The organism is Tessaracoccus yangjingae, assembly GCF_055326235.1.
The window spans coordinates 270,599-292,917 of the sequence record NZ_JBUZNN010000003.1 but is presented as its reverse complement, the minus strand read 5'-3'; the positions used below and the strand labels follow the sequence as shown (position 1 = coordinate 292,917).

Here is a 22,319-nt window from a genome sequence, read left to right as displayed (position 1 = left end):
GGATGTGCCGGAGGGCACGACCTGCACCCATGACCAATGGCAGGTCCCCGGCCCGCTCGGCTCTCGTAGAGTCGGGGTGTGGCGAACAAGGCGGAGGAGGCGCTCAGCGCGGGCGCCGGCCTCGTGGCGGTGCTGGTGGTGGGCGTGGCCGTGCTCGCCGCCCGCGCGGAGATCAGCGCTGACCCGGCGGTCGTCGTCGCGTGGTGGGCCGCCTACCTGGTCTACCTCGCGGTGTTCCTCACCGGATCTGAGCTCATCCGCCGCCGCCCGCCGTGGCCACCGGTGGTCTCGGTCGTCGTGATGTTCGTCACCGCCTCAGTGCTGTGGCTCCTCGCGCCGCACCTGGGCTGGACCGCCCTGCTTCCGGTGGTGACGACGGCGGTCGCGGCCTTCGACCTGTCGTCGCGGGCCGTCGTCGCGCTGGTGGCCGCGCAGACGGTGATCATCCCCGTCGGAGGGGTGTTGGCCGGCTGGGAGGCCGACGACGTCGTGTTCCAGACGCTGGCCTACCTCGCGTTCCAGGTGTTCGCGGCGCTCGTGGTCACCACGGCCCGGCGGGAGGCCACCGCCCGAGCGGAGCTCGCCGCGGCGCACGCCGACCTCCACGCCGCGACCGCGCTGCTGGCCACCTCCAGCCGTGAGGCCGAGCGGCTGCGCATCGCCCGCGACCTGCACGACGTCCTCGGCCATCAGCTCACCGCCCTGGCCCTCGAGCTGGAGGTTGCCAGCCACCGGACCGACGGACCCGGCCGCGACCACGTGCTCCGCGCCCGCGACATCGCCAAGGACCTCCTCGGGGACGTGCGCTCCACCGTCGGTGAGCTGAGAGACACGCGCACCGGGCTCGAGCCCACCCTGCGCGACGTGGTCGAACGCCTCGGGCTCACCGTCGACCTGCGAGTGGTGGAACACGAACCCCTCGACGACGCACGCCGGCTCGCCGTCGTCCGTGCGGTCCAGGAGGTCGCGACCAACACCGCGCGGCACTCGGGCGCGGCCCGGCTGGAGGTGGAGGTCGTCTCCGATGACCACGGGCTGATGTTCCGCGCCCACGACGACGGGGCGGGCGTCCGCCGCATCGTGCGCGGAAACGGCCTCAGGGGCATGGCCGAGCGGTTCGAGGACCTCGGCGGTGAGCTGGAGGTGGAGTCCGGTCCCGGCCGCGGCTTCACCGTGACCGCCCGGGTGCCGGCGCCATGATCCGGGTGGGGCTGGTCGACGACCAGACGCTGGTGCGGCAGGGCATCCGCAGCCTGCTGGAGCTCAGCGACGAGATCGAGGTGGTGGGCGAGGCCGACGACGGCGACGCCGCCCTGGCGCTGCTCGCCGCCATCGACGTCGACGTGCTCCTCCTCGATCTGCGGATGCCGCGACGTGACGGCATCGCGACCCTCGAGGCGCTGGCCGAGCGTGGCTCGAGCGTTCCCGTGTTGGTCCTCACCACCTTCGACGACGACGAGCTCGTCCTGCGCGCCCTCCGCGCAGGGGCGCGCGGATATCTGCTCAAGGACGTCACGCTGGACCAGCTCGTCGGGGCGATCGGCACCCTGGCGGCCGGCGGAACTCTGCTGCAGCCCGGCCTGACGGACCGCCTGTTCCGGGCCGCCGCGGCCCGCCCCGTCGGTGTGGAGGCCTACGACCGCCCCGAACCTCTGACCGCCCGCGAGACCGACGTGTTGCGTCTCGCGGCGGCGGGCTACTCGAACGGCGAGATCGCCGGGGCGCTGCATCTGGCGTCGGGGACCGTGAAGAACCACCTCTCGAGCGTGTTCCTCAAGCTCGGTGTGCGCGACCGCACCCGCGCCGTCCTTCGGGCCTTGGAGCTCGGCCTCCTCGAGGGCTGAGCCCGTCCGGCCCGCAACGCTCGTCGTCACCGCTAACCTCTGGCCATGTTGCTGCATCGGTTCACAGTGAAGCCGCACCATCTGGACGCTTACCTCGAGCTCTGGTCCGACGAGGTGGCGGTCATGCGCCGTGCCGGGTTCGAGGTCCACCGCGCCTTCGTCGAGATCGATGCCGAACCGAAGTTCACCTGGCTCCGCTCCCACCCCGATGGGGAGGCGGGCAACGCCGCGCTCCGGGATGATCCGCGCTACCGGGACATCCAGGCCCGGATGGCTCCGCATGTGTTCCGCAATGTCAAGGTCCGGCCCGTCGACGCTGAGGTCATGACTCCCGTGAGCGACCCCTCGCTACTCGCGATCATGCGCAGGTACTCGATCGTCGGTTCCTGGGACGAGTTCCTGACGATCTGGCGACGGATCGTCCCCGTCCGCGAACGCCACGGCTTCCCATGCCTGTTCGCCGTCGCCGACCGCCCGGAGAACATGTTCACCTGGGCGTTCGGATTCGACGGGGAGTGGGCGGAGTTCCCCGACGCGCAGCGCGCCTACTACCGGGACCCCGCCCGCGTCGAGCTGCGCGGGGTGTTCGACTACATGGCCGACTACGACATCCACCCGGCCCGGCAGCTCCCTGTGCCGGGCAGTGGCGGATGGACGCCGTAGTCTCGACGCCGCCCTGATCAGGCGAGCCCCTCAACTCAGACGAGGTCCGCGCACTGTCCCGTCGCGTTGCCGCCCACCACGTTGACGCTCCCCGGCACGAAGCCACCGGAGACGCCGGGTGTCAGCTTTGTGCAGGTCAGATTCCCCTCGACGTTGTTGCGGACGATGTAGACGCCCGGAGCTCCGGGGTGCGGGTCGCTGAGCGCGATGTTGGTGAGCGTCACATTCTTGCCGACGCTGTTGAAGAGCACCCCGAGCCACTCGGTCCTCTGCCCGGTGATTGTGAGGTTGCCGTCGATCGTGTTGTTCTTGATCGACCAGGGGATCGTCGAGCCGCCGCCGGTCAGAGTCACGTTGCCGTGGACCTCGATGCCGTTGAGCATCACGGCGGCCGCGCTCGTCACGGTCACGTTGCCGTGGACGGTGATGTCCGACTGGTCATCCTCGTACGGCTCCACGCAGGGGTGTGCCGAGTTGCCGGTGGCCGCGGGCGGCTGGCAGCCCAGGCCCACGAAGCCGACCGAGGTGCCCGTGACGTTGCCCCCGACGGTCAGCGTGGACGGCACGCTCTGCGCATCGAGCGAGGCGCCACGGGCGACCTGCACGTTGCCGAGGACGTGCACCACAGCGTCGGCCGCGATCGAGCACTCCCCGGTGACCGTGAGCCTGGTGTAGGTGCCCGAGGGGATCTCACCGCCGGCGCAGGTGTAGGGGGCCGGCGCCACCGACGGTGCCCCGACGGCGATCGCCGGCGCACCGGCGAACGCGAGGGCTCCCGCGACAGCGAGGACTCCCAGACCCCTGTTGCGCACTGCTGTAGCCATGTTCCCGACCTTTCTCTCGCGGGCCCCCCTTGGGCCGAGGCGGATCCCGGCTCCACAGCGCTGGAGGTCTGCCGGCGTGCTGGAACCGCCGTGCCGACGTAGGGTGTGGGCCACCTGGACGTGAGGCCCACACTCATCGGTGCGGGTTGACCCGTCAAGGGTGGGGTGGGCCGACCACGTCCCGCGCTCCGCTCCCCGCCGGGTACGGACCGGGGGTATGGGTCGCGCCAGAACAATTCATCCTCCGCAGCGTCGCGACGAGTAGCCTGGAGGCATGCCAACGGGGGCAGCGGGGCCCGGCAGGACGGCGGGTCCGATCGCACGAGGCGAGCCACGGTCGACGGGCACGCCGGTGGCCTCACTCATCCAGGATCCGTGGAGCCTGTCCGCGGAACGTCTCTTCTCGGACCTCCGGTCGACGCCGCGGGGATTGAGCTCAGCAGAGGCCGAGGGACGCCTTCAGAGCGTGGGCGCCAACGCCTTGGCGCAGCGCCGGCGCAGCAGCGGCTGGCGGCTTCTCCTGGGGCAGTTCACGAGCCCGCTGGTGCTCATCCTCGTCTTCGCCGCCGTGGTGTCCGCGATCGCCAGCGAGTGGACCGACGCCGGAATCGTGGTGGCGATCGTCGTCGTCAGCGCGGTACTGAGCTTCGTGCAGGAGCACTCGGCGGACCGGGCCGTCGCCGCCCTGCGCGCCCAGGCAGCGATCAGGGCCACCGTGCTCCGGGACGGCGCGACGACGTCGATCCCCGTCGAGGCGGTTGTGCCCGGCGACGTGGTGCTGCTGGCCGCGGGCAGCCTGGTGCCGGCCGACGGGGTGGTGGTGGAGGCCGATGACTGCTTCGTCAACCAGGCCGTCCTGACCGGGGAGACGTTCCCGGTCGAGAAGACGGTCGGCCAGGTGCCGGCGCGGGCCTCGCTGCCCGAGCGGGTCAACATGGTCTTCATGGGCACCAACGTCCGCAGCGGAACCGCCCGGGCACTGATCGTCTCCACCGGCGCCGCCACCGCCTACGGCCAGATCGCCGAGCGGCTGACCGTCCGCCCGCCCGAGACCGAGTTCGAGCGAGGGGTGCGGAAGTTCGGGCTCCTGCTCACCCAGATCATGACCGCCCTGGTCCTGGGGGTCCTGGCCATCAACGTGATCCTCGGCAAGCCACCGATCGACTCCCTGCTGTTCGCCATCGCGCTGGCCGTGGGCATCGCGCCCGAGCTGCTCCCCGCCATCATGAGCATCAACCTCGCGCGCGGCGCCCAGCGCATGGCGGGCAGGGGCGTCATCGTCCGCCAGCTCAACGCCATCGAGAACCTGGGCAGCATGGACACGCTGTGCACCGACAAGACGGGCACCCTCACCGTAGGGGTGGTCGCCCTGGACGGCGCGCTGGACGTCGACGGGCAGGGCTCTGCCGACGTGCTGCGGTGGGCGTACCTGAACGCGGCGTTCCAGACCGGCCTGCCCAATCCGCTCGACGAGGCGATCATGGCCCAGCCGCATCCGGACATCGCGGGCATGGACAAGCTCGAGGAGATCCCCTACGACTTCACCCGCAAGCGGCTGAGCGTCGTCGTCGACTCCGATCCGGGCTCCGACGTCCGCCCCATGCTCATCACCAAGGGCGCCCTCGACCATGTCCTCTCGGTGTGTTCGTCGGTCCTGGTGGGCGGCGCCAGCGCCCAGCTTGGCCGGGAACGGCTGGCCGCCATCGAGGCCCGCTTCTCGGCCTGGAGCAGCGAGGGCTACCGGGTGCTCGGGCTGGCGGTCCGCGAGGTGCCCCGGAAGGCCGCCTACACCGTGGAGGGCGACGAGCGTGACCTCGCGTTCGCAGGCTTCCTGCTGTTCCTCGATCCACCCAAGCCAGATGCCAAGGAGACCCTGGAGTCGCTTCAACGGCTCGGCGTGCAGGTCAAGATCATCACGGGCGACAACCGGCTGGTCGCGCGGCACCTGGCTGCGACGATCGGCCTGCCGGCCGACGCCGTCCTCACCGCCGAGGAGATGGAGGGCCTACGCGACGAGGCCCTGTGCCACGTGGCTGAGCGCACCGCGATCTTCGCCGAGGTCGACCCCAATCAGAAGGAACGCATCATCCTCGCGCTCCGCAAGCGCAACCACGTCGTCGGCTGCCTCGGCGACGGCATCAACGACGCGCCGGCCCTGCACGCCGCCGACGTGGGCGTCTCCGTCGAGCTGGCGGCGGACGTGGCTAAGGAGGCGGCCGACTTCGTGCTGCTGCGCCACGATCTGGGCGTGCTGCGCGCCGGGATCGAGGAGGGGCGGCGCACGTTCGCCAACACGCTCAAGTACATCTTCACCACCACCAGCGCCAACTTCGGGAACATGGTGAGCATGGCGGGCGCGTCCCTGTTCCTGCCCTTCCTCCCGCTGCTGGCCAAGCAGATCCTGCTCAACAACTTCCTGTCCGACGTGCCGGCCATCGGCATCGCCGGCGACAACGTCGACGACGACATGGTCCGCCAACCCCACCGCTGGAACATCCGCATGATCCGGACGTTCATGATCGTCTTCGGGCTGGTCAGTTCCGTCTTCGACTACGCCACCTTCGGCCTGCTGCTGTGGGTCGCGCGGGCGACCGAGGAACAGTTCCAGACCGGCTGGTTCATCGAGTCCCTGCTCACCGAGCTCGTGGTGGCCCTGGTGGTGCGCACCCGGGGGCCGCTCCACCGCAGCCGCCCAGGCACCCTGCTGTGGACCTCGACGCTCGCCGTCGGCCTGCTCACCCTCGCCCTGCCGTATCTTCCCTTCGCGCCGCTCTTCGGCTTCACGCCCCTGCCACTGTGGCTGACCGCGGCGTTGGTGGGCGTCACGGGGATGTACGTGGTGGCGGCCGAGGCGGCCAAGAGGTACTTCTACTCCCGAGCGTCCTGGTAGGCCGGCCGCTCCCTGCAGCAGTTCGGCAAGGTCAGCCGACGGAGGAGGACAACTGGACGACGAGGTTGAGGGTGACCGCCAGGACCACGGCGCCCAGCAGGTAGGACAGCATCGCGTGCCGCAGGACGGCACGCCTCAGCTCGGCCCCCGCCACCGTCGTGTCGGAGACCTGATAGGTCATGCCGATGGTGAAGGCGAGGTAGGCGAAGTCGTGGTAGTCGGGGTCGCGGTCACCGCCGAAGTCGATGGCGGCGTCGATGTCCGCGGCGTAGAAGAGCCTCGCGTAGTGGAGCATGTAGAGGACGTGGACCACCACCCACGACGCCACCACCGACGCGGCGCCGGTCAGCGCCTCCCAGGGGAGGGTGCCCCCGGCGCCGGACCCCGCAACCAGGAGCACGCCCACCCCCACAAGGCTGGCGAGCGAGGCGAGCACCAGGACGGCGCGGCTCACGGCGTGCGTGGGATCCTCGCGTGTGGCGTGGCCGCGGGTCTCGGCGCCGTCCAGGCGCCTGACGATCAGCCAGGTCCACAGGGAGAAGGTGACCGACACGACGATCCATCCCGTCATCCCGGCCAACCACGGGTCCGCGAGGGGGACGAGGCCGACGGCGGCGGCAGCGCCGACCGCCGCGGACGCGGCGAGCCGGGTTCCGGCTGTGTGCAGGTTCACACCACGCATTCCACCACGCCTGCCGCGAACCGACGGAGGACTCTCCGTTCCTCGGCGCGGGCCGGCGGGATCCGCCAGGGATGGGAGGCCTTGGCCCAGAGGCCGCCGAGCCGGTTGAATGGGCCGGTGACCGACGAGCTGACACTGCAGGCATGGTGGGACGGACTGACGCCCGGGCAGAGGCAACGCGCGGCGGCCATCGCTGCGGGCCCGGCGCCGCGGGGGATGGCGGTCGACGACCTCACCGCGTCGATGATTCTCGCCGGGCTGCCGACGTCGCGGCAGATCTGGACCGGCCAGCCCGATCACCTCGTCGAGATGCTCGACGACGTGGCCGAGTTCGTCATCCGGGCCGGCCGGGCGTCCTGAACGGCCCGCCGTGCACGTCTCCCGGATCGGCTTCACCTCGCTGAAGGGGGCCCGCCATGTGGGCCGCCCGTTCGTAGACCTGGCACCGGACGGGCCCGTGGGGGACCGGGTGTTCTGCCTGGTCGACCGGGCGCGCGGGAAGGTGCTGCGCACCGTCGAGAATCCGACACTCATGCAGACCACGGCCATGTGGGCCGACGGTGTCCTGACGGTGACCCTGCCCGGGGCGGTGGTCGACGGCGTTCCGGTCCCCACGGGCGAGAGGCTGACGCTCGACTACTGGGGGCGGCAGGTGGGGCTCGAGTTCGTCGACGGGCCGTGGGGCGCGGCGTACTCCGCGTTCCTGGGCCGCGACGTGCTGCTGGCCCGGGCCGGCGGGGGAGAGGTGGTCTACGGCGCCAGCGTCAGCCTCATCACCAGCGGATCGCTGGACGAGCTGTCCCGCCGCGTGGGGACGCCGGTGATCGACGCGCAGCTGCGCGCCACGTTCACCTTGCACGCCGACGTCCCTCATCTGGAGGACGGCTGGATCGGGCGCCGCCTGGCGCTCGGAGAGGCCGAGGTGGAGGTGCGGAAGGGGATCGCCCGCTGCCGGGTGATCGACCTCGACCCCGACACCGGCCTCGCCCGCACCGACGGGCTCAAGGCGCTGGCGGACTACCGCCGCCAGGGCGGCGAGCTGGTGTTCGGGGTGGACGCCGTGGTGACCCGGGCGGGTCGCGTGCGCGTGGGGGACGAGGTGGAGGTCGCCGGCACCGGCTAGCCCGGAGCCCCGGTCAGGCCGAGTTCCGCGAACCCGCGGACCAGCCCGGCCCTGTGGGGCGGGCCGACGACGTGGTCGGCCAGCGCCAGTACCTCCGGCGGCGCGCCGTCGATGGCCACGGCGGTGCCGGCATGGGCGAGCATCTCCAGGTCGTTGTGGCCGTCACCGATCCCGATGATGTCCTGCCGGGCGATGCCCAGGTGCTCGGCGGCGATGCCGATCCCGACGGCCTTGTTGAGGCCCCGGAGATGGATCTCGCCGGCATGGCCCTTGAGGCCCACCACGGAGTTGGGGAGAGCGCCCACGAGGGGGCCCACCATGGAGGCAAGCTCGTCGACGGGGATGGGTGAGCTGAAGATCGAGACCTTGGCGAACGAGCGCGTCCCGGGGTCGTCGACGGCACGGAGATGCCTCACCACGTCGTGCAGGCCCTCCTCGGAGCCATCCGATCCGAGCGCCGGCCCCAGGATGTCGAGGAGGCGCTCCATGATCCCGACGGGGCCGTACAGCGCGTCGGGAGCCTCGAGGATGAAGGCGGCGTCATGGGCGGTGAGGACCGCCACGAGTTCCGCGGCGAGGCCGGCCGGGAACCGGGTGTCCGCCAGGACTTTCCCGCCGATCTCGACGTAGCCACCTGCCGCGCCCACCAGCCCGTCGAACACCGGGTCCAGGATGCGCGGCGGCACCATCGCCTTCGGCCTGCCGGTGCACAGCAGGACGCGATGGCCGTTGCGGCGGGCCTCAAGGACTGCCTCAACGTGCCCGGCCGGCACCTGCCCGCGATCCGCGTAGGTTCCGTCGAAGTCGATGAACACAGCCTTCGGCATCACGCCACCCCTCCCGGTTCGACAGGTTCCATCCTGCACCGTCCGGGCCAGCCACCATCAATCCGCCCGCGTGACAAGCTGCGCGGCGTCGTCGCGGTAGAGAACGGCGTGCTCGCGGAGCTCGGGGTTGTCCCGTTCCACGGCCATGGCCTCGCTGGACGCGGCCAGGGCGACGAGGCGCTCGCGCAGCACCTTGAGCACCTCGTTGGGGGTCGCGGCGGAGCCGTAGGCGGCGAGGAGGCGATCCAGGCGGAGGGCGCGTTCCCCGTCGGTGAACCCGTCTCCCCGCTCCCGGGAGGAGAGGGGAACGATCCGGTAGGCCAGGTACGCGATGTCCCAGAGGCGCGGACCCGGCGACGCGAAGTCCCAGTCGATGGCGCCGACGACGGTGTCGCCGTCGAAGACGAGGTTGTACGTGGCGAAGTCGTTGTGGCAGACGACCTCCGCAGGCTCGCGCACAGGGGACCGCCACGGGCCGTCGAAGTGCATGCCCGCCGTCGCGTCGTGGATCCGGCGGAGCAGGCGCGCCGACGAGTCCAGCGCGGTCTCGGACCAGACCCAGGAGGGCATCGGGTAGCCCGGCACCACCCCCTCGACGAAGCTGAGCACCTCCGTCGCATCCTCGGTGATGCCCAGCGGCACCGGGACGCCCGGCACACCGGCCGCCAGGAGGTGTCGCAGCAGGCGGTGAACGGCGGGCGTCCAGTCACCCGCGGGCCTGATCACGGTGTCGCCCTGCCTGGTGACCATCCCCATGTTGCCGCCCCGCAACTGCTCCGGCTCGTCATTCATGGGGTCACGCTAGGGCAGGTGCTGCCGACAGTGGATCAGCCCGCCGTGCGCATCACGACGTCGCGGGGCCGATCAGGAGCCGCGGTGGACCGGAGCGGGCTCGCCGGAGCTCGGAGAAGCCCTCGTGCCGGGTCAGGACCAGGAGGGCGTCGAAGAGATCAAGGGCCTCCTGCCCGTGGGGGATCGCGTCGAGGACCGGTCCGAACCAGGGCACGCCGTCGAGGTGGAGGATCGGTGTGCCGGCTCCGCGGCCGAGGTCCCCAACCGCCTCGGCGTGGCTGTCCGCCAGCGCCCCGTCGTAGGTGTCGCTGTCGGCTGCCTGGACCAGCCAGGAGGGCAGCCCGACGGCCGTCAGCGCCCCTTCGAGGGTGTCGCGGAGATCGTCGGGGTCCGGACGCCGCCATCGGGCGAACCAACTGCTGCCGAAGGCGGTGGAGAGCTCACGGATGATCCCCTCGCCGACGTGGACGGCGGCGGCCGTGAACACCCGCGACGGTCCGACGGTGCGGTCGATGTTGGCACTGTAGGCGGTGCCTTGATGATGGCCCGCATTGAGGTACCGCAGGCTCATCACGTGGTGCCGAAGGTCGACCGGCCGGGAGGGGGCCACCTCTTCGAGCCAGCGCGACACGATCCATGCGTACGGGCAGACCGGATCTGCGTAGACGTCGACGACCGTGACCCCGCCGGATTGGCCGGTCATGGGGTCACCGCGCTTCCATGCCCTGGCGCAGGGACGCGATGCCCTCGCCCTCCAGCAGGGGCAGCGCGACGGACCGGCCGGTGAGCAGCAGCAGGATCGCCAGGATCGGCCCCTTGACCTCCGGGCCATTGCCGACCGCCCAGGCGGTGTCTTCTGCGGTCAACCGCACCTCTCGCCACGAAACCGGACGGAACACCGACGCCATCCGCCTGCCGAGGACGGACACGCGGGTGGCGGCCTCCGTGGCCGCGTCCACCGGAACCGGCAGGTCGAGGCCGAGGGGGAGGGCGATGTCCTGGCCGTGGACGATGATGTCGATGAGGGTGTCGCGGCTTGTCACGCCCAGGTTGTGGCGGCGTGAGCCGGCCATGGCCCGGATCTCGGCGATCAGCCTGTCGACCGGCACGGCCGCCTTCTCGCGGGCAGAGTCTCCGATGAGCCGGTTCATGCCGCCGCCGCGGTACTTCGGCAGCATCCGCACCAGGTCTCCCCACCCCAGCTGCTGCAGCGTCAGGTGGGCGGCGACGTCGCGGACCGTCCACCCCTCGCACAGCGACGGCTGCTGCCAGTCGGTCTCCGTCAACCGCTCCAGCAGGTCCGCGGTGCGGAGACGCTGCGCGTCGATCCTCTCCCAGAGCGTGTCGTCGTCCACCGTCGGATCCCTCCTGTGCGGATTCAAGTAGTACGATGATGGAATCAAAGATAGTTCGTCTATGGAATCAGATCAAGGGGTGGATGTGGCCGAGGAGCTCCATGTCGCGGTGTTGATGTTCATCGCCCACCGTGCGGCCGAGAACAGGATTCTCGCCGCGTTGCACGGGGCCGGCTACACCGACATCACCGCCGCCCAGGCCCGGATCGCAGCGCGGATCGGACCTGAGGGCACCCGGATCTCGGACCTCGCCGAGCAGGCGCAGGTGGCCAAGCAGACCGCCACCGCGCTGATCGACAGGCTTGAGCTGGCGGGCTACGTCGAGAGAGTCGCGGACCCGTCCGACGCCCGCGTCCGCCTCGTCAGGATCGGTCCCCGGGGGCGCCAGGCTGTCCCCATCGCCCGTGCCGAGGAGGCCGCCATCGAGGTCGAGTGGACCGCCCACCTCGGCAAGCGCCGGATGGCGCAGCTGCGGGAGGCCCTGACCCTCCTTCGCGAGATCACCGACCCCTACCAGAGCTGAGCAGGACCGCTGGTGGGGCGCGCCGAGAGGAGTGCGGCTCACGCGGCGACGGGGGCATCCTCCTCGGCCGGGGCGGCGTCGGCGGGGTGCAGCTCCCACCGGTCGACGACGGGCTGGGGGACGCGCACCGCGACGATGGCCGTCGAGACCAGCATGAGCAGAACCACCGCGACGAACACGGTGGGGATCCCGAACCACTGCGCCACCTGGCCGCCGACGACGGCGCCCAGCGGCATGGTGCCGAAGCCGATCACCCGGGCAGCGCCGTGGACACGGCCCAGCATCCGCTCCTCGACCATCCGCGGCCTCAGCGACCCGCTGATCACGTTGCCCACCACGCCGAACACGCCCGCGAGGACGAGGAACAGCGCGAAGGACCAGGCCGCGGGCCACAACAGGGGAAGTAGGTTGACCAGCCCGGCGGTGCCCCAGCACGCGACGAGCACGCGCATCTCCGGCCATCTCGCCGTGAGCGGTCCCGCGACCACGCTGCCGAGCAACCCGCCGACGGGCATGGCGAGCAGCACCAGCGACCACGTCTGCGGGGTGAGCCCGGCGGCCGAGCCCGGGCCCACCATCCACAGCACGATGACGGCCGAGAGCGCGGAGGCGGCGAAGTTCCACAGGCCGGCGGCGATGAGCAGCGGGCGCAGCACGCGGTGCCGCCACAGCAGGCGCAGGCCCTCCCCGAGCTCCCGGCGCAGCGCCCCGCCCTTCTCGGCGGGCACGGCGGCCCCGGTGCCGGAGCCGGCTCCGCGCGGCGCGGTGAACCGGCCACGCAGGCCGAGCGCCAGCACGGCCACGGCGCCGGCGACGATGAGTGCGGGCACCCCCGTCACCCAGGCGGCGCCCACGGCCACGAGCAGGCCGGCCACCGGGGGAGCGACGAAACCGCCGGCCGCCTGCTCCACCGCGAGCAGCCGAGAGTTCGCGCTGCGCAGCGCGGCGCCGTCCCGGCCCACGAGCGCCGGCACCTGGGCCTGCGCGGCCAGGTCCGTGAACACCTCGGTGAACCCGTAGGCCAGCGCGAACCCGATCAGCCACCAGATGCCCAACCCGCCCGACGCGCCCACCACGGCCACGCCCGCGAGGAGGACCGCCCGCAGCGTCAGCGCCGCCAGCATGGTGCGACGGCGGTCCCACCGGTCGACCAGCACGCCGGCGGGGATGCCCGCCAGCAGCCACGGCAGCCAGACGGCCGCGGTGAGCAGCCCGATGAGCGCGGGGGAGCGGGTGAGGGTGACCGCCAGCAGCGGCACGCCGGTGGCGACCACGCCGTCGGCGAGGTTCGCCAACGCGACGGTGGACAGGTGGACGCGGAATCGTGGGCCGAGGGGGCGCGCTGCCATGGTGACCTCCACTAGAATGATGCAAAAGAAGCTATGCAAAGAACTCTCTGCAAAGGTACCTCTGCATCATGCCCGAGCGCAAGACCCATTCCCGGCCCGCGACAGCCCAGCAGATCAAGGCGTTCGCGCACCCGCTGCGGATGCAGCTCTACCGCCTGCTGAGCGACCAGGGCCAGGCCACAGCCAGCGTCCTGGCGCGTGAGACCGGGGAGAGCAGCGGGCAGACCAGCTACCACCTCCGCCAGCTCGCCAAGTTCGGCTTCGTGGAGGAGGTCCCCGACGAGGGCACCGCCCGGGAGCGCTGGTGGCGCGCCGTCGGCTTCTCCTACGACCGCGTCGACGACCCCGACACGCACACCGTGCGGACCCTCAACCGCTGGATGATCGACAACCAGGCGGACACCCTGCACGCGGCGCTGGCCGGTCTCGAACACGACGACGAGGGATGGCGCGACGCCAGCGTCCTCGGCTCCACCAGCGCCTGGCTGACCCGCGACGAGCTCGAGGCGCTCAGCGAGGAGTTGCTCGCCGTCGTCGAACGGCACACCGACGAGGCGAAGGCCCTCCGCGACGAGGCCGGGCCCACACCCGCGCATGTGCCCGCCCGCCCCGGCGAGCGACGGGTGCGGGTCTACATCAGCGCGATTCCGCTCCCGCCGGTCGCGGCCGACGCCACGGCGAAGGAGGCTGGGCGATGAGCCGCGGCGCGCCCCGCAAGGTCGAGCGCCCGGGCGAGCCGGACGGGCCGCGCGTCGAGCGCACGGGGCGGGTGTGGCGGATCCGCTCGGTTGCCGCCGCCCAGCAGGTCCTGCGCGCCCGGCACGCCACCACGCAGGCCGGATTCACGGCCGAGGCCATCCCGAAGGGCTACCTCAAGCATCACCCCATCCTGATGTCCGACGGGCCCATGCACGACGAGCAGCGGAAGAAGGTGGCGCGGTTCTTCGCCCCGGCCGTCGTCGCCAAGCGCTACGAGACCCGCATGGAGGAGTGCGCCGAGCGACTACTCGACGAGGCCGGCCCCGAGATCACGCTCGACGAGCTCGCGCTGCACTACACCGTCGAGGTCACCGCCGAGGTGGTGGGGCTCACCGAGTCGCCGCCGAAGAAGATGGCCGCCAGGCTGGTGACCTTCTTCAACCAGCCTCCGTTCGACATCACCAAGCCCAACCTCGGCCGCACCAACCGGCAGTGGATGCAGGCCGCATTCAACGGGCTGGCCCCCATCCTGAAGTTCCACCTCCTGGACGCCCGCCCCGCGATCCGCGCCCGCCGCAAGGCGCCGCAGGACGACATCATCAGCCACCTCATCGCCGAGGACTACACCGACCTCGACATCCTCGTCGAGTGCGTCACCTACGGCACGGCCGGCATGGTGACCACCCGCGAGTTCATCTGCATGGCCGCCCTCCATCTTCTCGGCGACGACGCCCTCCGCGAGCGCTACCTCGTGGCCGGCCAACGGGAGCGCTACGCGATCCTCGCCGAGATCATCCGCCTCGAACCGGTCGTCGGCCACCTCTACCGACGCGTCCAGGAAGCCATCGAGGTGACCGACCGAGGCGACACGCACACGCTCGAGCCCGGCGACCTCGTCGACGTGTTCGTCCGCCCCGCCAACGCGGACCCGGACGCCGTGGGGGAGAACCCGCTGCACCTCTGCCCTGGCCGCGACACCGCCCCAGGCGTGAACGAGACCGGGCTCGCGTTCGGCGACGGCGCCCACAAGTGCCCCGGCCAGCCGCTGGCACTCCTCGAGTCCGACGTGCTCCTCCTGCGCCTGCTGCGCCGCAACCCGCGGATCCTGCGCGAACCCGAACTCGGCTGGGACGACCTCATCGCCGGATACTGGCTGCGCGGTTTCAGGCTCGCGATCGCCGCCGACGCCGCCCACCTGCCATGATGACCCAATGACGACACCGGTCCCGGTCAGGAAGCCCTGGCGTCGCCCACTGCGCAAGGTCAATCACGAGCCCGCGCCCTGGGTGTACCACCTCATCGGGAGGCTGGCGCAGGCCGGGGTGCCCGTCTTCGCCCGCCTCACCTGGGCGGGCCAGGAGCACATCCCGCAGCGCGGGGCCGCGATCCTCGTGGCCAACCACATCTCGAACTTCGATCCCATCGTGCTCGGCCAGTACGTGATCTGGAGCGGCAGGTGGCCGAGGTTCCTCGGCAAGGCCGACATCTGGAAGGTCCCGGTCCTCGGCTGGGTGGCCAAGCAGTGCGAGCAGATCCCCGTCCACCGCGGCACCTCGCGGGCCGGTGACTCCCTGGTCCACGCGCGGAAGGCGCTCGAGAAGGGCCACCTCGTCGCGATCTACCCCGAGGGCACCATCACCGGTGACCCGGACGCATGGCCGATGACGGGCCGGCGCGGCGCGGCTCGGCTGTGGCTCACCTCCGGCGTGCCGGTGGTCCCCGTCGCGCAGATCGGCGCCAACCAGATCCTGGGCCAGAAGACGATCGAGTGGCGCCGCATCTTCGGCCGGCGCAAGGACGTCTCCGTCGTCACCGGGCCGCCGATCGACCTCAGCCGCTTCGAGGGGATGAAGCCCACCAACGACGTCCTCGACGAGATGACCGACCACATCATCGACGTGCTCACCGCGATGGTCGCGGACCTGCGCGGGGAGCAGCCACCCGAGGGGCGTTACGACCTCCGGGTCGGAAGCCGCGTGCCGAAGAGGCAGTGGGGCGCCGAGTAGACTCTCGCTCGCCCCACCCCCTAGGAGGACCCGTGAGCGAGCGCATCCGCGTGGCGTTGATCTTCGGCGGCCAGTCATCCGAGCACGGCATCTCGTGCCTGACGGCCTCCGGCGTACTCAAGGCCATCGACCGCGACAGGTTTGACGTCGTGGGCGTCGGCATCAGCCGCAACGGCCGCTGGACGCAGGTCCCGCTCGACGTGATCGCCGGCTACCGGATCGTCGACGGGCGGGTCCCCGAGGTGGAGGATCCCGAGCAGGACGCGGTGTGGATGGTCGGCGAGCACGGCTGCGAGGTGGCCACCCGCGACGGTGAGAAGCTCGTCGACATCAACGGCATCGACGTGGCCTTCGCCCTCCTCCACGGGCCGTTCGGGGAGGACGGCACCATCCAGGGGATGTTCGAGCTCATGGGCATCCGATACGTCGGCAGCGGCGTCACCGCCTCGGCCGTCGGCATGGACAAGCACTTCATGAAGGTGGCCTTCGAGGCCGCCGGGCTGCCGGTGTGGCCGTACGTGGTGGCGTCCGGCCACCGCCTCCGGCACGACCGCGACGCCGTGATCCGGGAGATCAACGCCAAGCTCACCTACCCGGTGTTCGTGAAGCCGGCCCGGGGCGGGTCCTCGCTGGGCATCGCGCGCGTCACCGGCCCCGAGGGCCTGAGCGCAGCCATCGACGAGGCCCAGCGCTTCGACCCCAAGATCGTAGTGGAGCAGGGCTTCGTCGGGGCGCGGGAACTCGAGGTCGCGGTGCTGGGGGATCCTGACTCGCCCGACGGCTGCCGCGCCTCCGGCGTGGGCGAGATCCGCGTGCTGGCCGAGGACGGCTTCTACGACTTCCACGCCAAGTACATCGACGAGAACGGGGCCGCGCTCGACGCCCCCGCGGACGTCACCCCGGAACTGGCGGCCAGGCTGCAGGAGCTGGCCCGGCAGGCCTATGCCGCCGTCGACGCCGAGGGCCTGGTCCGCGCCGACTTCTTCGTCACCGACGAGGGGGCCTGGATCAACGAGGTCAACACCATGCCCGGCTTCACCCAGATCTCGATGTACCCCACCCTCTGGCAGGAGGCGGGCATGACCTACCCCGAGCTGGTGGGGCGGCTGATCGAGCTGGCGCTCGCGCGCCCGGCCGGGTTGCGCTGACGTGGCGGGCGAGTTCGAGCTGATCGAGCGGATCACGTCCGGACTCATCGTCGGCGACGACGTGGTGCTCTCCGTGGGCGACGACGCGGCCGTGCTGGACCTCGCCGGGCACGTGGTGGTGACCACCGACATGCTGATCGAGAACGTGCACTTCACCCGCCGCTGGTCCCCGGCCCGCGCGGTGGGGCGCAAGGCCGTGGCCGTCAACGTCTCGGACGTGGAGGCCATGGGCGCCAGGCCCAGCTCCGTCGTCGTGGCCCTCGGGTTCCCGAAGGACCTGGACCAGGAGTGGGTGGTCGAGTTCGAGGCGGGCGCCAAGGAGGAGTGCGCCAAGGCCGGGGTGAGCCTGGTGGGCGGCGACCTGTCGTCGTCGGCCCACATCGCCATCTGCGTGACCGCCATCGGAGACCTCGGCGGACGCGCGGCCGTGACCAGGGCGGGGGCGCGCCCGGGTGACGTGGTCGCGGTCTGCGGGAGGCTGGGCTGGGCGGGGGCCGGGTTGGCCGTGCTGCAGCGCGGCTTCGGCTCGCCGAAGGAACTCGTCGCCGAGCAGCAGACCCCCGCCGTCCCGTACGGGCAGGGGGTCGCGGCCGCCCGGGCGGGCGCCACCGCGATGCTGGACGTCTCCGACGGGCTCCTGGCTGACCTGGGCCACATCGCCGAGGCCAGCCACGTGCTGATCGACGTCGACACGTCGCTGGTCGAGGTCCCGGAGCCGGTGGAGCGTGTCGCGGCGGCCACCGGCAAGCCCGCGCTGGGCTTCGTGCTGGCCGGGGGAGAGGACCATGCTCTCGCCGCGACCTTCCCGCCCGGCGCGCCCCTCCCCGTCGGATGGCGCAGGGTGGGAGTGGTCCGCGAGGGCCAGGGCATCGTCGTCGACGGCGCACCGTTCGACGGCAGCCTCGGCTGGGACCACTTCGCCTGAGCCCGGGGATCGCCCGAACGGCCGGGCGAAATACCGGGCTTGGGCCCGCCCTGGGCTAGGTTGGGCGCCATGGCGTCCCGCGGTTCTTCCCCCACGCGGAGCGCCAGCACGAAGTCGACCACGTCGACGGGTGCTGCGCGTTCCAGCAAGACAACGGCTACCAGGAAGCCGGCCTCCTCGTCGAGGTCCGGCTCTTCGACGCGCCGTCCAGCGCCCGCGAAGACGGCGCCGGCGAAGGCGCCCGCCCCTCGCCCCGGCGGGTTCGGCCGGGCGATGACCGCCCTGGGGCGCGGCATCGGGGCGTCGTTCCGCGGCCTTGCCGCGGGCGTCGGCTGGGTGGCGCGCAGCTTCGGCGGCGCCGCCCAGGACGCGGACCCCAAGCTCAGGCGCGACGGGTGGGGCCTGCTCCTGCTCACGCTGGGCATCGTCGTGGCGGCGCGGTTCTGGTTCGCCCTGCCCGGGCCCGTCGGCCAGGCGTTGGGCGACGGCATCTCGACGGTCTTCGGCTCGCTGTCGGCGGTGATCCCCGCGGTCCTGCTCTACGGCTCGTGGCGCGTCTTCCGTCACCCGCACGACGTCGACGCGGCGCCCCGCACCGGGCTCGGCTGGGTGCTCATCACGCTGGGGGTGCTCGGCCTGGTCAACATCAGCCGCGGCATGCCCGTGCCCGGAGACATGCCCGCGCTGCGGCAGGCCGGCGGCGTGCTGGGCCACGTGGCCTCCAGCGTGCTGGTGGACCTCCTGACGGTGTGGGCGGCCGTGCCCATCCTGACGTTGGTCACCTTGTCCGGCGTGCTGGTGGTCATCGGGCGGCCGGTGCGCGAGCTGATCGACGGTGCCAGGAACCTGGTGGGCGCGCTCGTCGAGCACGACGGCGACGCCGCACCGAAGCAGCCCAGGCTCAAGCTCGGCGTGGATGTCCCCTACGACACCCCGCTCATCGAGGACCCGCGCGACGAGCCGTCGGAGGAGTCGGTCTACGACGTCGACTCCCTTACGGACAGCGACGAGTACCTGCTCCCCGCCGCCCCGGCGCCCGAGCGTCAGGTGCCCGGCAGGCCCAAGGCCGAGGCGCACAAGGACCTGGAGCCTCCGCCGCACACGCCCCCGCCCGGCAGGGCCGAGCAGCTGCAGCTGAGCGGCGACGTGGTCTACACCCTCCCCGACGAGCGCACGCTCGCCGTCGGCTCCAAGCCCAAGTCCCGCACCGAGGCCTCGGACAAGGTGGTGCGCCAGCTGGGCGACGTGCTGCGCGAGTTCGAGATCGACGCGCGCGTCACCGGTTACACCCGTGGCCCCACGGTCACCCGCTACGAGGTGGAGCTCGGCTCCGCCATCAAGGTGAGCAAGGTCACCGGCCTGGCGGACAACATCGCCTATGCCGTGGGCTCGAACGAGATCCGCATCCTGACCCCCATCCCCGGCAAGTCCGCCATCGGCATCGAGATCCCCAACCTCGACAAGGAGGTGGTCTCGCTCGGCGACGTGCTCCGCTCGAACAAGGCGAAGAACGACCACCACCCGCTGACCGTGGCGCTGGGCAAGGACGTCGAGGGCGGATTCGTGGTGGCCAACATGGCCAAGATGCCGCACCTCCTGGTGGCAGGCGCCACCGGCTCCGGCAAGTCGAGCTTCATCAACTCGCTGATCACCTCGATCATGATGCGCGCCACCCCGGAGGAGGTGCGGCTCCTGCTGGTGGACCCCAAGCGGGTCGAGCTCAACCACTACGAGGGCATCCCGCACCTGGTCACCCCCATCATCACCAACCCCAAGAAGGCCGCGGAAGCCCTCGCCTGGGCGGTCCGCGAGATGGATCTGCGCTACGACGACCTGGCCGCCTTCGGCTTCCGGCACGTCGACGACTTCAACAAGGCCGTGCGCGCCGGTCAGGTCAAGCTGCCCGAGGGATCCGAGCGCGTCCTCGCGCCGTACCCGTACCTGCTGATCGTCGTCGACGAGCTGGCGGACCTCATGATGGTGGCCCCCCGCGACGTCGAGGAGTCCGTGGTGCGCATCACGCAGCTCGCCCGCGCCGCGGGCATCCACCTGGTCCTCGCGACCCAGCGGCCCTCCACCGACGTGGTGACGGGCCTGATCAAGGCCAACGTGCCGTCCAGGCTCGCGTTCGCCACGTCGTCGATGACCGATTCCCGGGTCATCCTCGACCAGCCGGGCGCGGAGAAGCTCGTCGGCAAGGGCGACGGACTGTTCCTGCCGATGGGCGCGGGCAAGCCCATCCGGGTGCAGGGCGCCTGGGTCAACGAGTCCGAGATCCGCGACGTGGTGACCTTCGTGTCCACGCAGCTGCAGCCCAACTACCGCGAGGACGTCACCGCGGCCGGCGGGGCCGAGAAGAAGGTGGTCGACGACATCGGCGACGACCTGGACCTCGTCCTCGACGCCTGCCGCCTGGTCGTCGAGCTCCAGCTCGGCTCCACGTCGATGCTGCAGCGCAAGCTGCGGGTGGGGTTCGCCAAGGCCGGCCGGCTGATGGACATCCTGGAGAGCAGGGGAGTGGTGGGCCCCTCCGAGGGTTCGAAGGCCCGCGACGTGCTGGTCAAGCCGGAGGACCTGGACGAGGTGTTGGCCAACCTCGCCGTCGGGTAGCGATAATGGCTGCCTCATGACTGCCACACACTCCGTCCACATCGCCTCCCTGGGCTGCGCCCGCAACGACGTCGACTCCGAGGAGCTCGCCGCCCGCCTGGAGATGGGCGGATTCGTCCTCGTCGACGACCCCGGGACGGCGGAGACGGTGGTGGTCAACACCTGCGGCTTCGTCGAGCAGGCCAAGCAGGACTCGATCAACACGCTGCTCGAGGCCGCGGACCTCAAGGCGGGTGGGACGGTGCGTTCCGTGGTGGCCGTCGGCTGCATGGCCGAGCGGTACGGCGTGCAGCTGGCCGACGAGCTGCCTGAGGCAGACGCGGTGCTGGGGTTCGACGACTACGCCGACATCGCGGACCGGCTGCGCGGCATCCTCGACGGCGAACACCACATCTCGCACGTCCCGCGGGACCGACGCACACTGCTGCCGCTCACCCCGTCCGCCCGGCGCGCTGGGTCCGCGGGTGTCGCGGTGCCGGGCCACGCGCCGCTGCCGGACGGGCTGGCCCCCGCCTCGGGACCGCCGGCCCTTCGCCGCCGGCTGACGGGCGGGCCGTCGGCCTCCCTGAAGATCGCCTCGGGCTGCGACAGGCGCTGCTCCTTCTGCGCCATCCCCGCCTTCCGGGGCAGCTACCTGTCCAGAACCGTCGAGGAGATCGAGGCGGAGGCCCGCTGGCTCGTCGGCCAGGGGGTGAAGGAGGTCTTCCTGGTCTCCGAGAACACGTCCTCCTACGGCAAGGACCTCGGCGCGGAGCACCGGCTCGAGGGCCTGCTGGCACGGCTGTCCCGGGTGGACGGCCTGGACTGGATCCGGGTCTCGTACCTGCAGCCCGCCGAGATCCGGCCTGGGATGCTGGAGGCCATGCTCACCACCGACAAAGTGGTGCCTTATTTCGACCTGAGCTTCCAGCACGCCTCCCGGTCCGTCCTGCGCGCCATGCGGCGCTTCGGGGACCCGGACAGCTTCCTCGACCTCATCGGGCGCATCCGGTCCCAGGCGCCCACGGCCGGGATCCGAAGCAACGTCATCGCGGGCTTCCCGGGGGAGACCGAGGCGGACGTGGAGATCCTGCGGCAATTCATCGTCGACGCGAACCTCGACGTCATGGGCGTCTTCGGCTACTCGGACGAGGAGGGCACCGAGGGCGTCCGGCTCCCCGGGCACCTCCCGGAGGACGAGATCGAGGCCAGACGCGCACTTCTGGCGGATCTTGCGCTCGAGGTGTGCGAGGCGCGCGCCGCCGACCGGGTGGGTGAGGATATCGTCGTCCTTGTCGAGAGCGTCGACGACGAGGTCGTCGGCCGCGCGATGCACCAAGGCCCGGAGACCGACGGTGTGGTCACGCTCGACAACGGGGCCGCCGTCGGCGACCTCGTGGCGGCACAGGTGGTCGACTCGGCGGGAATCGACCTGATCGCGGAGGCGAAGTGAGCGAACCCAAGCATGCGGCGGTCGACAAGCCGAGCAACCTCAACGTGCCCAACGTCCTGACCGTCGTCCGGATCATCCTGGTCCCGGTCTACGTCGTGGTCCTGTTCGTGGCCCCCGACGACTTCGGCTGGCGCCTCGCCGCCACGGCGGTGTTCGTCGTGGCGATGCTGACGGACCTGGCCGACGGGTACATCGCCCGCCGCTACAACCTCATCACCGACTTCGGCAAGCTCTGGGACCCGGTGGCCGACAAGGCGCTGACCGGCGCCGCCTTCGTCTCGCTGAGCATCCTCGACGGCTTCCCCGGGCAGGTGGGCCTGCCGTGGTTCTTCACCATCATCATCCTGGTGCGGGAGTGGGGCATCACGTGGGTGCGCGCCGCCATCGCCAAGTACGGCATCATGGCCGCCAACAAGGGCGGAAAGGCCAAGACCCTCACCCAGACCCTCGCGCTCATCATGTTCAGCATGGGGCTGCAGTTCCTCCCCAACCCCGTCCAGGTGGTGGCGTGGATCCTCATGTGGGCGGCGCTCATCCTGACCGTGGTGACCGGCGCGGACTACCTGCGTCACGCCTGGAACATCCGACGGCAGGGCCGATCCGGCCAGGTAGGCTGACCGCACGCAA

22 protein-coding genes are annotated in these 22,319 nt (G+C 71.3%); 15 read left to right on the top strand and 7 right to left on the bottom strand.

What is annotated here, in order from left to right:
- The first annotated feature begins 78 nt into the window (after positions 1–78).
- Genes ACZK5D_RS06625 through ACZK5D_RS06615 form a run of 3 tightly spaced genes read left to right on the top strand, consistent with a single transcriptional unit; the run spans position 79 to position 2,507 of the window.
- On the top strand, positions 79–1,200 hold the full coding sequence (locus ACZK5D_RS06625; protein ID WP_458993730.1) for a sensor histidine kinase: 1,122 nt from the start codon (positions 79–81) through the stop codon (positions 1,198–1,200).
- A complete protein-coding gene (locus tag ACZK5D_RS06620; protein WP_463664705.1) occupies positions 1,197–1,844 on the top strand; it encodes a response regulator in 648 nt (215 codons plus the stop codon). The genes ACZK5D_RS06625 and ACZK5D_RS06620 overlap by 4 nt, the downstream gene beginning before the upstream one ends.
- A gap of 45 nt (positions 1,845–1,889) precedes the next feature.
- A complete protein-coding gene (locus ACZK5D_RS06615; RefSeq protein WP_458993732.1) occupies positions 1,890–2,507 on the top strand; it encodes a hypothetical protein in 618 nt (205 codons plus the stop codon).
- Between the two features lie 35 nt (positions 2,508–2,542).
- Here ACZK5D_RS06615 and ACZK5D_RS06610 read toward each other — a convergent pair whose 3' ends face one another.
- Entirely contained in the window at positions 2,543–3,331 is a 789-nt protein-coding gene (locus ACZK5D_RS06610; protein WP_458993733.1) for a hypothetical protein, read from the bottom strand.
- 274 nt (positions 3,332–3,605) lie between these two features.
- Here ACZK5D_RS06610 and mgtA point away from each other — a divergent pair, with 274 nt between their 5' ends.
- Positions 3,606–6,221, top strand: a complete 2,616-nt coding sequence (mgtA, locus tag ACZK5D_RS06605) for a magnesium-translocating P-type ATPase (RefSeq protein WP_463664704.1) — start codon at positions 3,606–3,608, stop codon at positions 6,219–6,221.
- A 31-nt stretch (positions 6,222–6,252) separates the two neighbouring features.
- On the opposite strand, the gene ACZK5D_RS06600 is transcribed toward mgtA, so the two are convergent.
- Complete coding sequence (locus ACZK5D_RS06600) at positions 6,253–6,894, bottom strand: DUF1345 domain-containing protein (RefSeq protein ID WP_458993735.1); 642 nt, start codon at positions 6,892–6,894, stop codon at positions 6,253–6,255.
- A 126-nt stretch (positions 6,895–7,020) separates the two neighbouring features.
- Here ACZK5D_RS06600 and ACZK5D_RS06595 point away from each other — a divergent pair, with 126 nt between their 5' ends.
- Both ACZK5D_RS06595 and ACZK5D_RS06590 read left to right on the top strand, forming a co-directional pair.
- Entirely contained in the window at positions 7,021–7,263 is a 243-nt protein-coding gene (locus tag ACZK5D_RS06595) for a hypothetical protein (protein ID WP_458993736.1), read from the top strand.
- 10 nt (positions 7,264–7,273) lie between these two features.
- Complete coding sequence (locus ACZK5D_RS06590; protein WP_458993737.1) at positions 7,274–8,026, top strand: MOSC domain-containing protein; 753 nt, start codon at positions 7,274–7,276, stop codon at positions 8,024–8,026.
- On the opposite strand, the gene ACZK5D_RS06585 is transcribed toward ACZK5D_RS06590, so the two are convergent.
- Genes ACZK5D_RS06585 through ACZK5D_RS06570 form a run of 4 tightly spaced genes read right to left on the bottom strand, consistent with a single transcriptional unit; the run spans position 8,023 to position 11,000 of the window.
- On the bottom strand, positions 8,023–8,853 hold the full coding sequence (locus tag ACZK5D_RS06585; RefSeq protein ID WP_463664703.1) for an HAD hydrolase family protein: 831 nt from the start codon (positions 8,851–8,853) through the stop codon (positions 8,023–8,025). The two genes, ACZK5D_RS06590 and ACZK5D_RS06585, sit on opposite strands and share 4 nt — an antisense overlap.
- 57 nt (positions 8,854–8,910) lie before the next feature.
- The gene (locus ACZK5D_RS06580) at positions 8,911–9,645 is read right to left on the bottom strand and encodes a phosphotransferase enzyme family protein (protein ID WP_463664702.1); all 735 of its coding nucleotides are present in this window, start codon (positions 9,643–9,645) and stop codon (positions 8,911–8,913) included.
- Between the two features lie 52 nt (positions 9,646–9,697).
- Positions 9,698–10,348 carry a mycothiol-dependent nitroreductase Rv2466c family protein gene (locus ACZK5D_RS06575; RefSeq protein ID WP_463664701.1) on the bottom strand — a complete coding sequence of 217 codons (651 nt, stop codon included), beginning with the start codon at positions 10,346–10,348 and terminating at the stop codon, positions 9,698–9,700.
- 4 nt (positions 10,349–10,352) lie between these two features.
- Positions 10,353–11,000, bottom strand: a complete 648-nt coding sequence (locus ACZK5D_RS06570; RefSeq protein WP_463664700.1) for a maleylpyruvate isomerase family mycothiol-dependent enzyme — start codon at positions 10,998–11,000, stop codon at positions 10,353–10,355.
- Between the two features lie 61 nt (positions 11,001–11,061).
- Between ACZK5D_RS06570 and ACZK5D_RS06565 the strand changes: the two genes are divergently transcribed.
- Positions 11,062–11,523 carry a MarR family winged helix-turn-helix transcriptional regulator gene (locus ACZK5D_RS06565; protein WP_463664699.1) on the top strand — a complete coding sequence of 154 codons (462 nt, stop codon included), beginning with the start codon at positions 11,062–11,064 and terminating at the stop codon, positions 11,521–11,523.
- A 38-nt stretch (positions 11,524–11,561) separates the two neighbouring features.
- On the opposite strand, the gene ACZK5D_RS06560 is transcribed toward ACZK5D_RS06565, so the two are convergent.
- On the bottom strand, positions 11,562–12,872 hold the full coding sequence (locus tag ACZK5D_RS06560) for an MFS transporter (RefSeq protein ID WP_463664698.1): 1,311 nt from the start codon (positions 12,870–12,872) through the stop codon (positions 11,562–11,564).
- 68 nt (positions 12,873–12,940) lie between these two features.
- On the opposite strand from ACZK5D_RS06560, the gene ACZK5D_RS06555 reads away from it, so the two are divergent.
- The 8 genes from ACZK5D_RS06555 to pgsA all read left to right on the top strand — a co-directional run bounded on the left by ACZK5D_RS06555 (position 12,941) and on the right by pgsA (position 22,309).
- Complete coding sequence (locus ACZK5D_RS06555) at positions 12,941–13,570, top strand: winged helix-turn-helix domain-containing protein (protein WP_463664697.1); 630 nt, start codon at positions 12,941–12,943, stop codon at positions 13,568–13,570.
- The gene (locus ACZK5D_RS06550) at positions 13,567–14,775 is read left to right on the top strand and encodes a cytochrome P450 (RefSeq protein WP_463664696.1); all 1,209 of its coding nucleotides are present in this window, start codon (positions 13,567–13,569) and stop codon (positions 14,773–14,775) included. The genes ACZK5D_RS06555 and ACZK5D_RS06550 overlap by 4 nt, the downstream gene beginning before the upstream one ends.
- Positions 14,776–14,782: 7 nt before the next feature.
- Positions 14,783–15,577, top strand: a complete 795-nt coding sequence (locus ACZK5D_RS06545; protein ID WP_463664695.1) for a lysophospholipid acyltransferase family protein — start codon at positions 14,783–14,785, stop codon at positions 15,575–15,577.
- A 32-nt stretch (positions 15,578–15,609) separates the two neighbouring features.
- Positions 15,610–16,725 (top strand): D-alanine--D-alanine ligase family protein, encoded by a 1,116-nt coding sequence (locus tag ACZK5D_RS06540; RefSeq protein WP_458993747.1) that lies wholly within the window; start codon positions 15,610–15,612, stop codon positions 16,723–16,725.
- A 1-nt stretch (position 16,726) separates the two neighbouring features.
- Entirely contained in the window at positions 16,727–17,650 is a 924-nt protein-coding gene (locus ACZK5D_RS06535) for a thiamine-phosphate kinase (RefSeq protein WP_463664694.1), read from the top strand.
- Positions 17,651–17,719: 69 nt separating this feature from the next.
- A complete protein-coding gene (locus ACZK5D_RS06530) occupies positions 17,720–20,260 on the top strand; it encodes an FtsK/SpoIIIE family DNA translocase (protein ID WP_463664693.1) in 2,541 nt (846 codons plus the stop codon).
- Between the two features lie 16 nt (positions 20,261–20,276).
- On the top strand, positions 20,277–21,692 hold the full coding sequence (rimO, locus tag ACZK5D_RS06525) for a 30S ribosomal protein S12 methylthiotransferase RimO (protein ID WP_458993750.1): 1,416 nt from the start codon (positions 20,277–20,279) through the stop codon (positions 21,690–21,692).
- Complete coding sequence (pgsA, locus tag ACZK5D_RS06520) at positions 21,689–22,309, top strand: CDP-diacylglycerol--glycerol-3-phosphate 3-phosphatidyltransferase (RefSeq protein WP_458993751.1); 621 nt, start codon at positions 21,689–21,691, stop codon at positions 22,307–22,309. Before rimO ends, pgsA begins: the two co-directional genes overlap by 4 nt.
- The last annotated feature ends 10 nt before the right edge of the window (positions 22,310–22,319 follow it).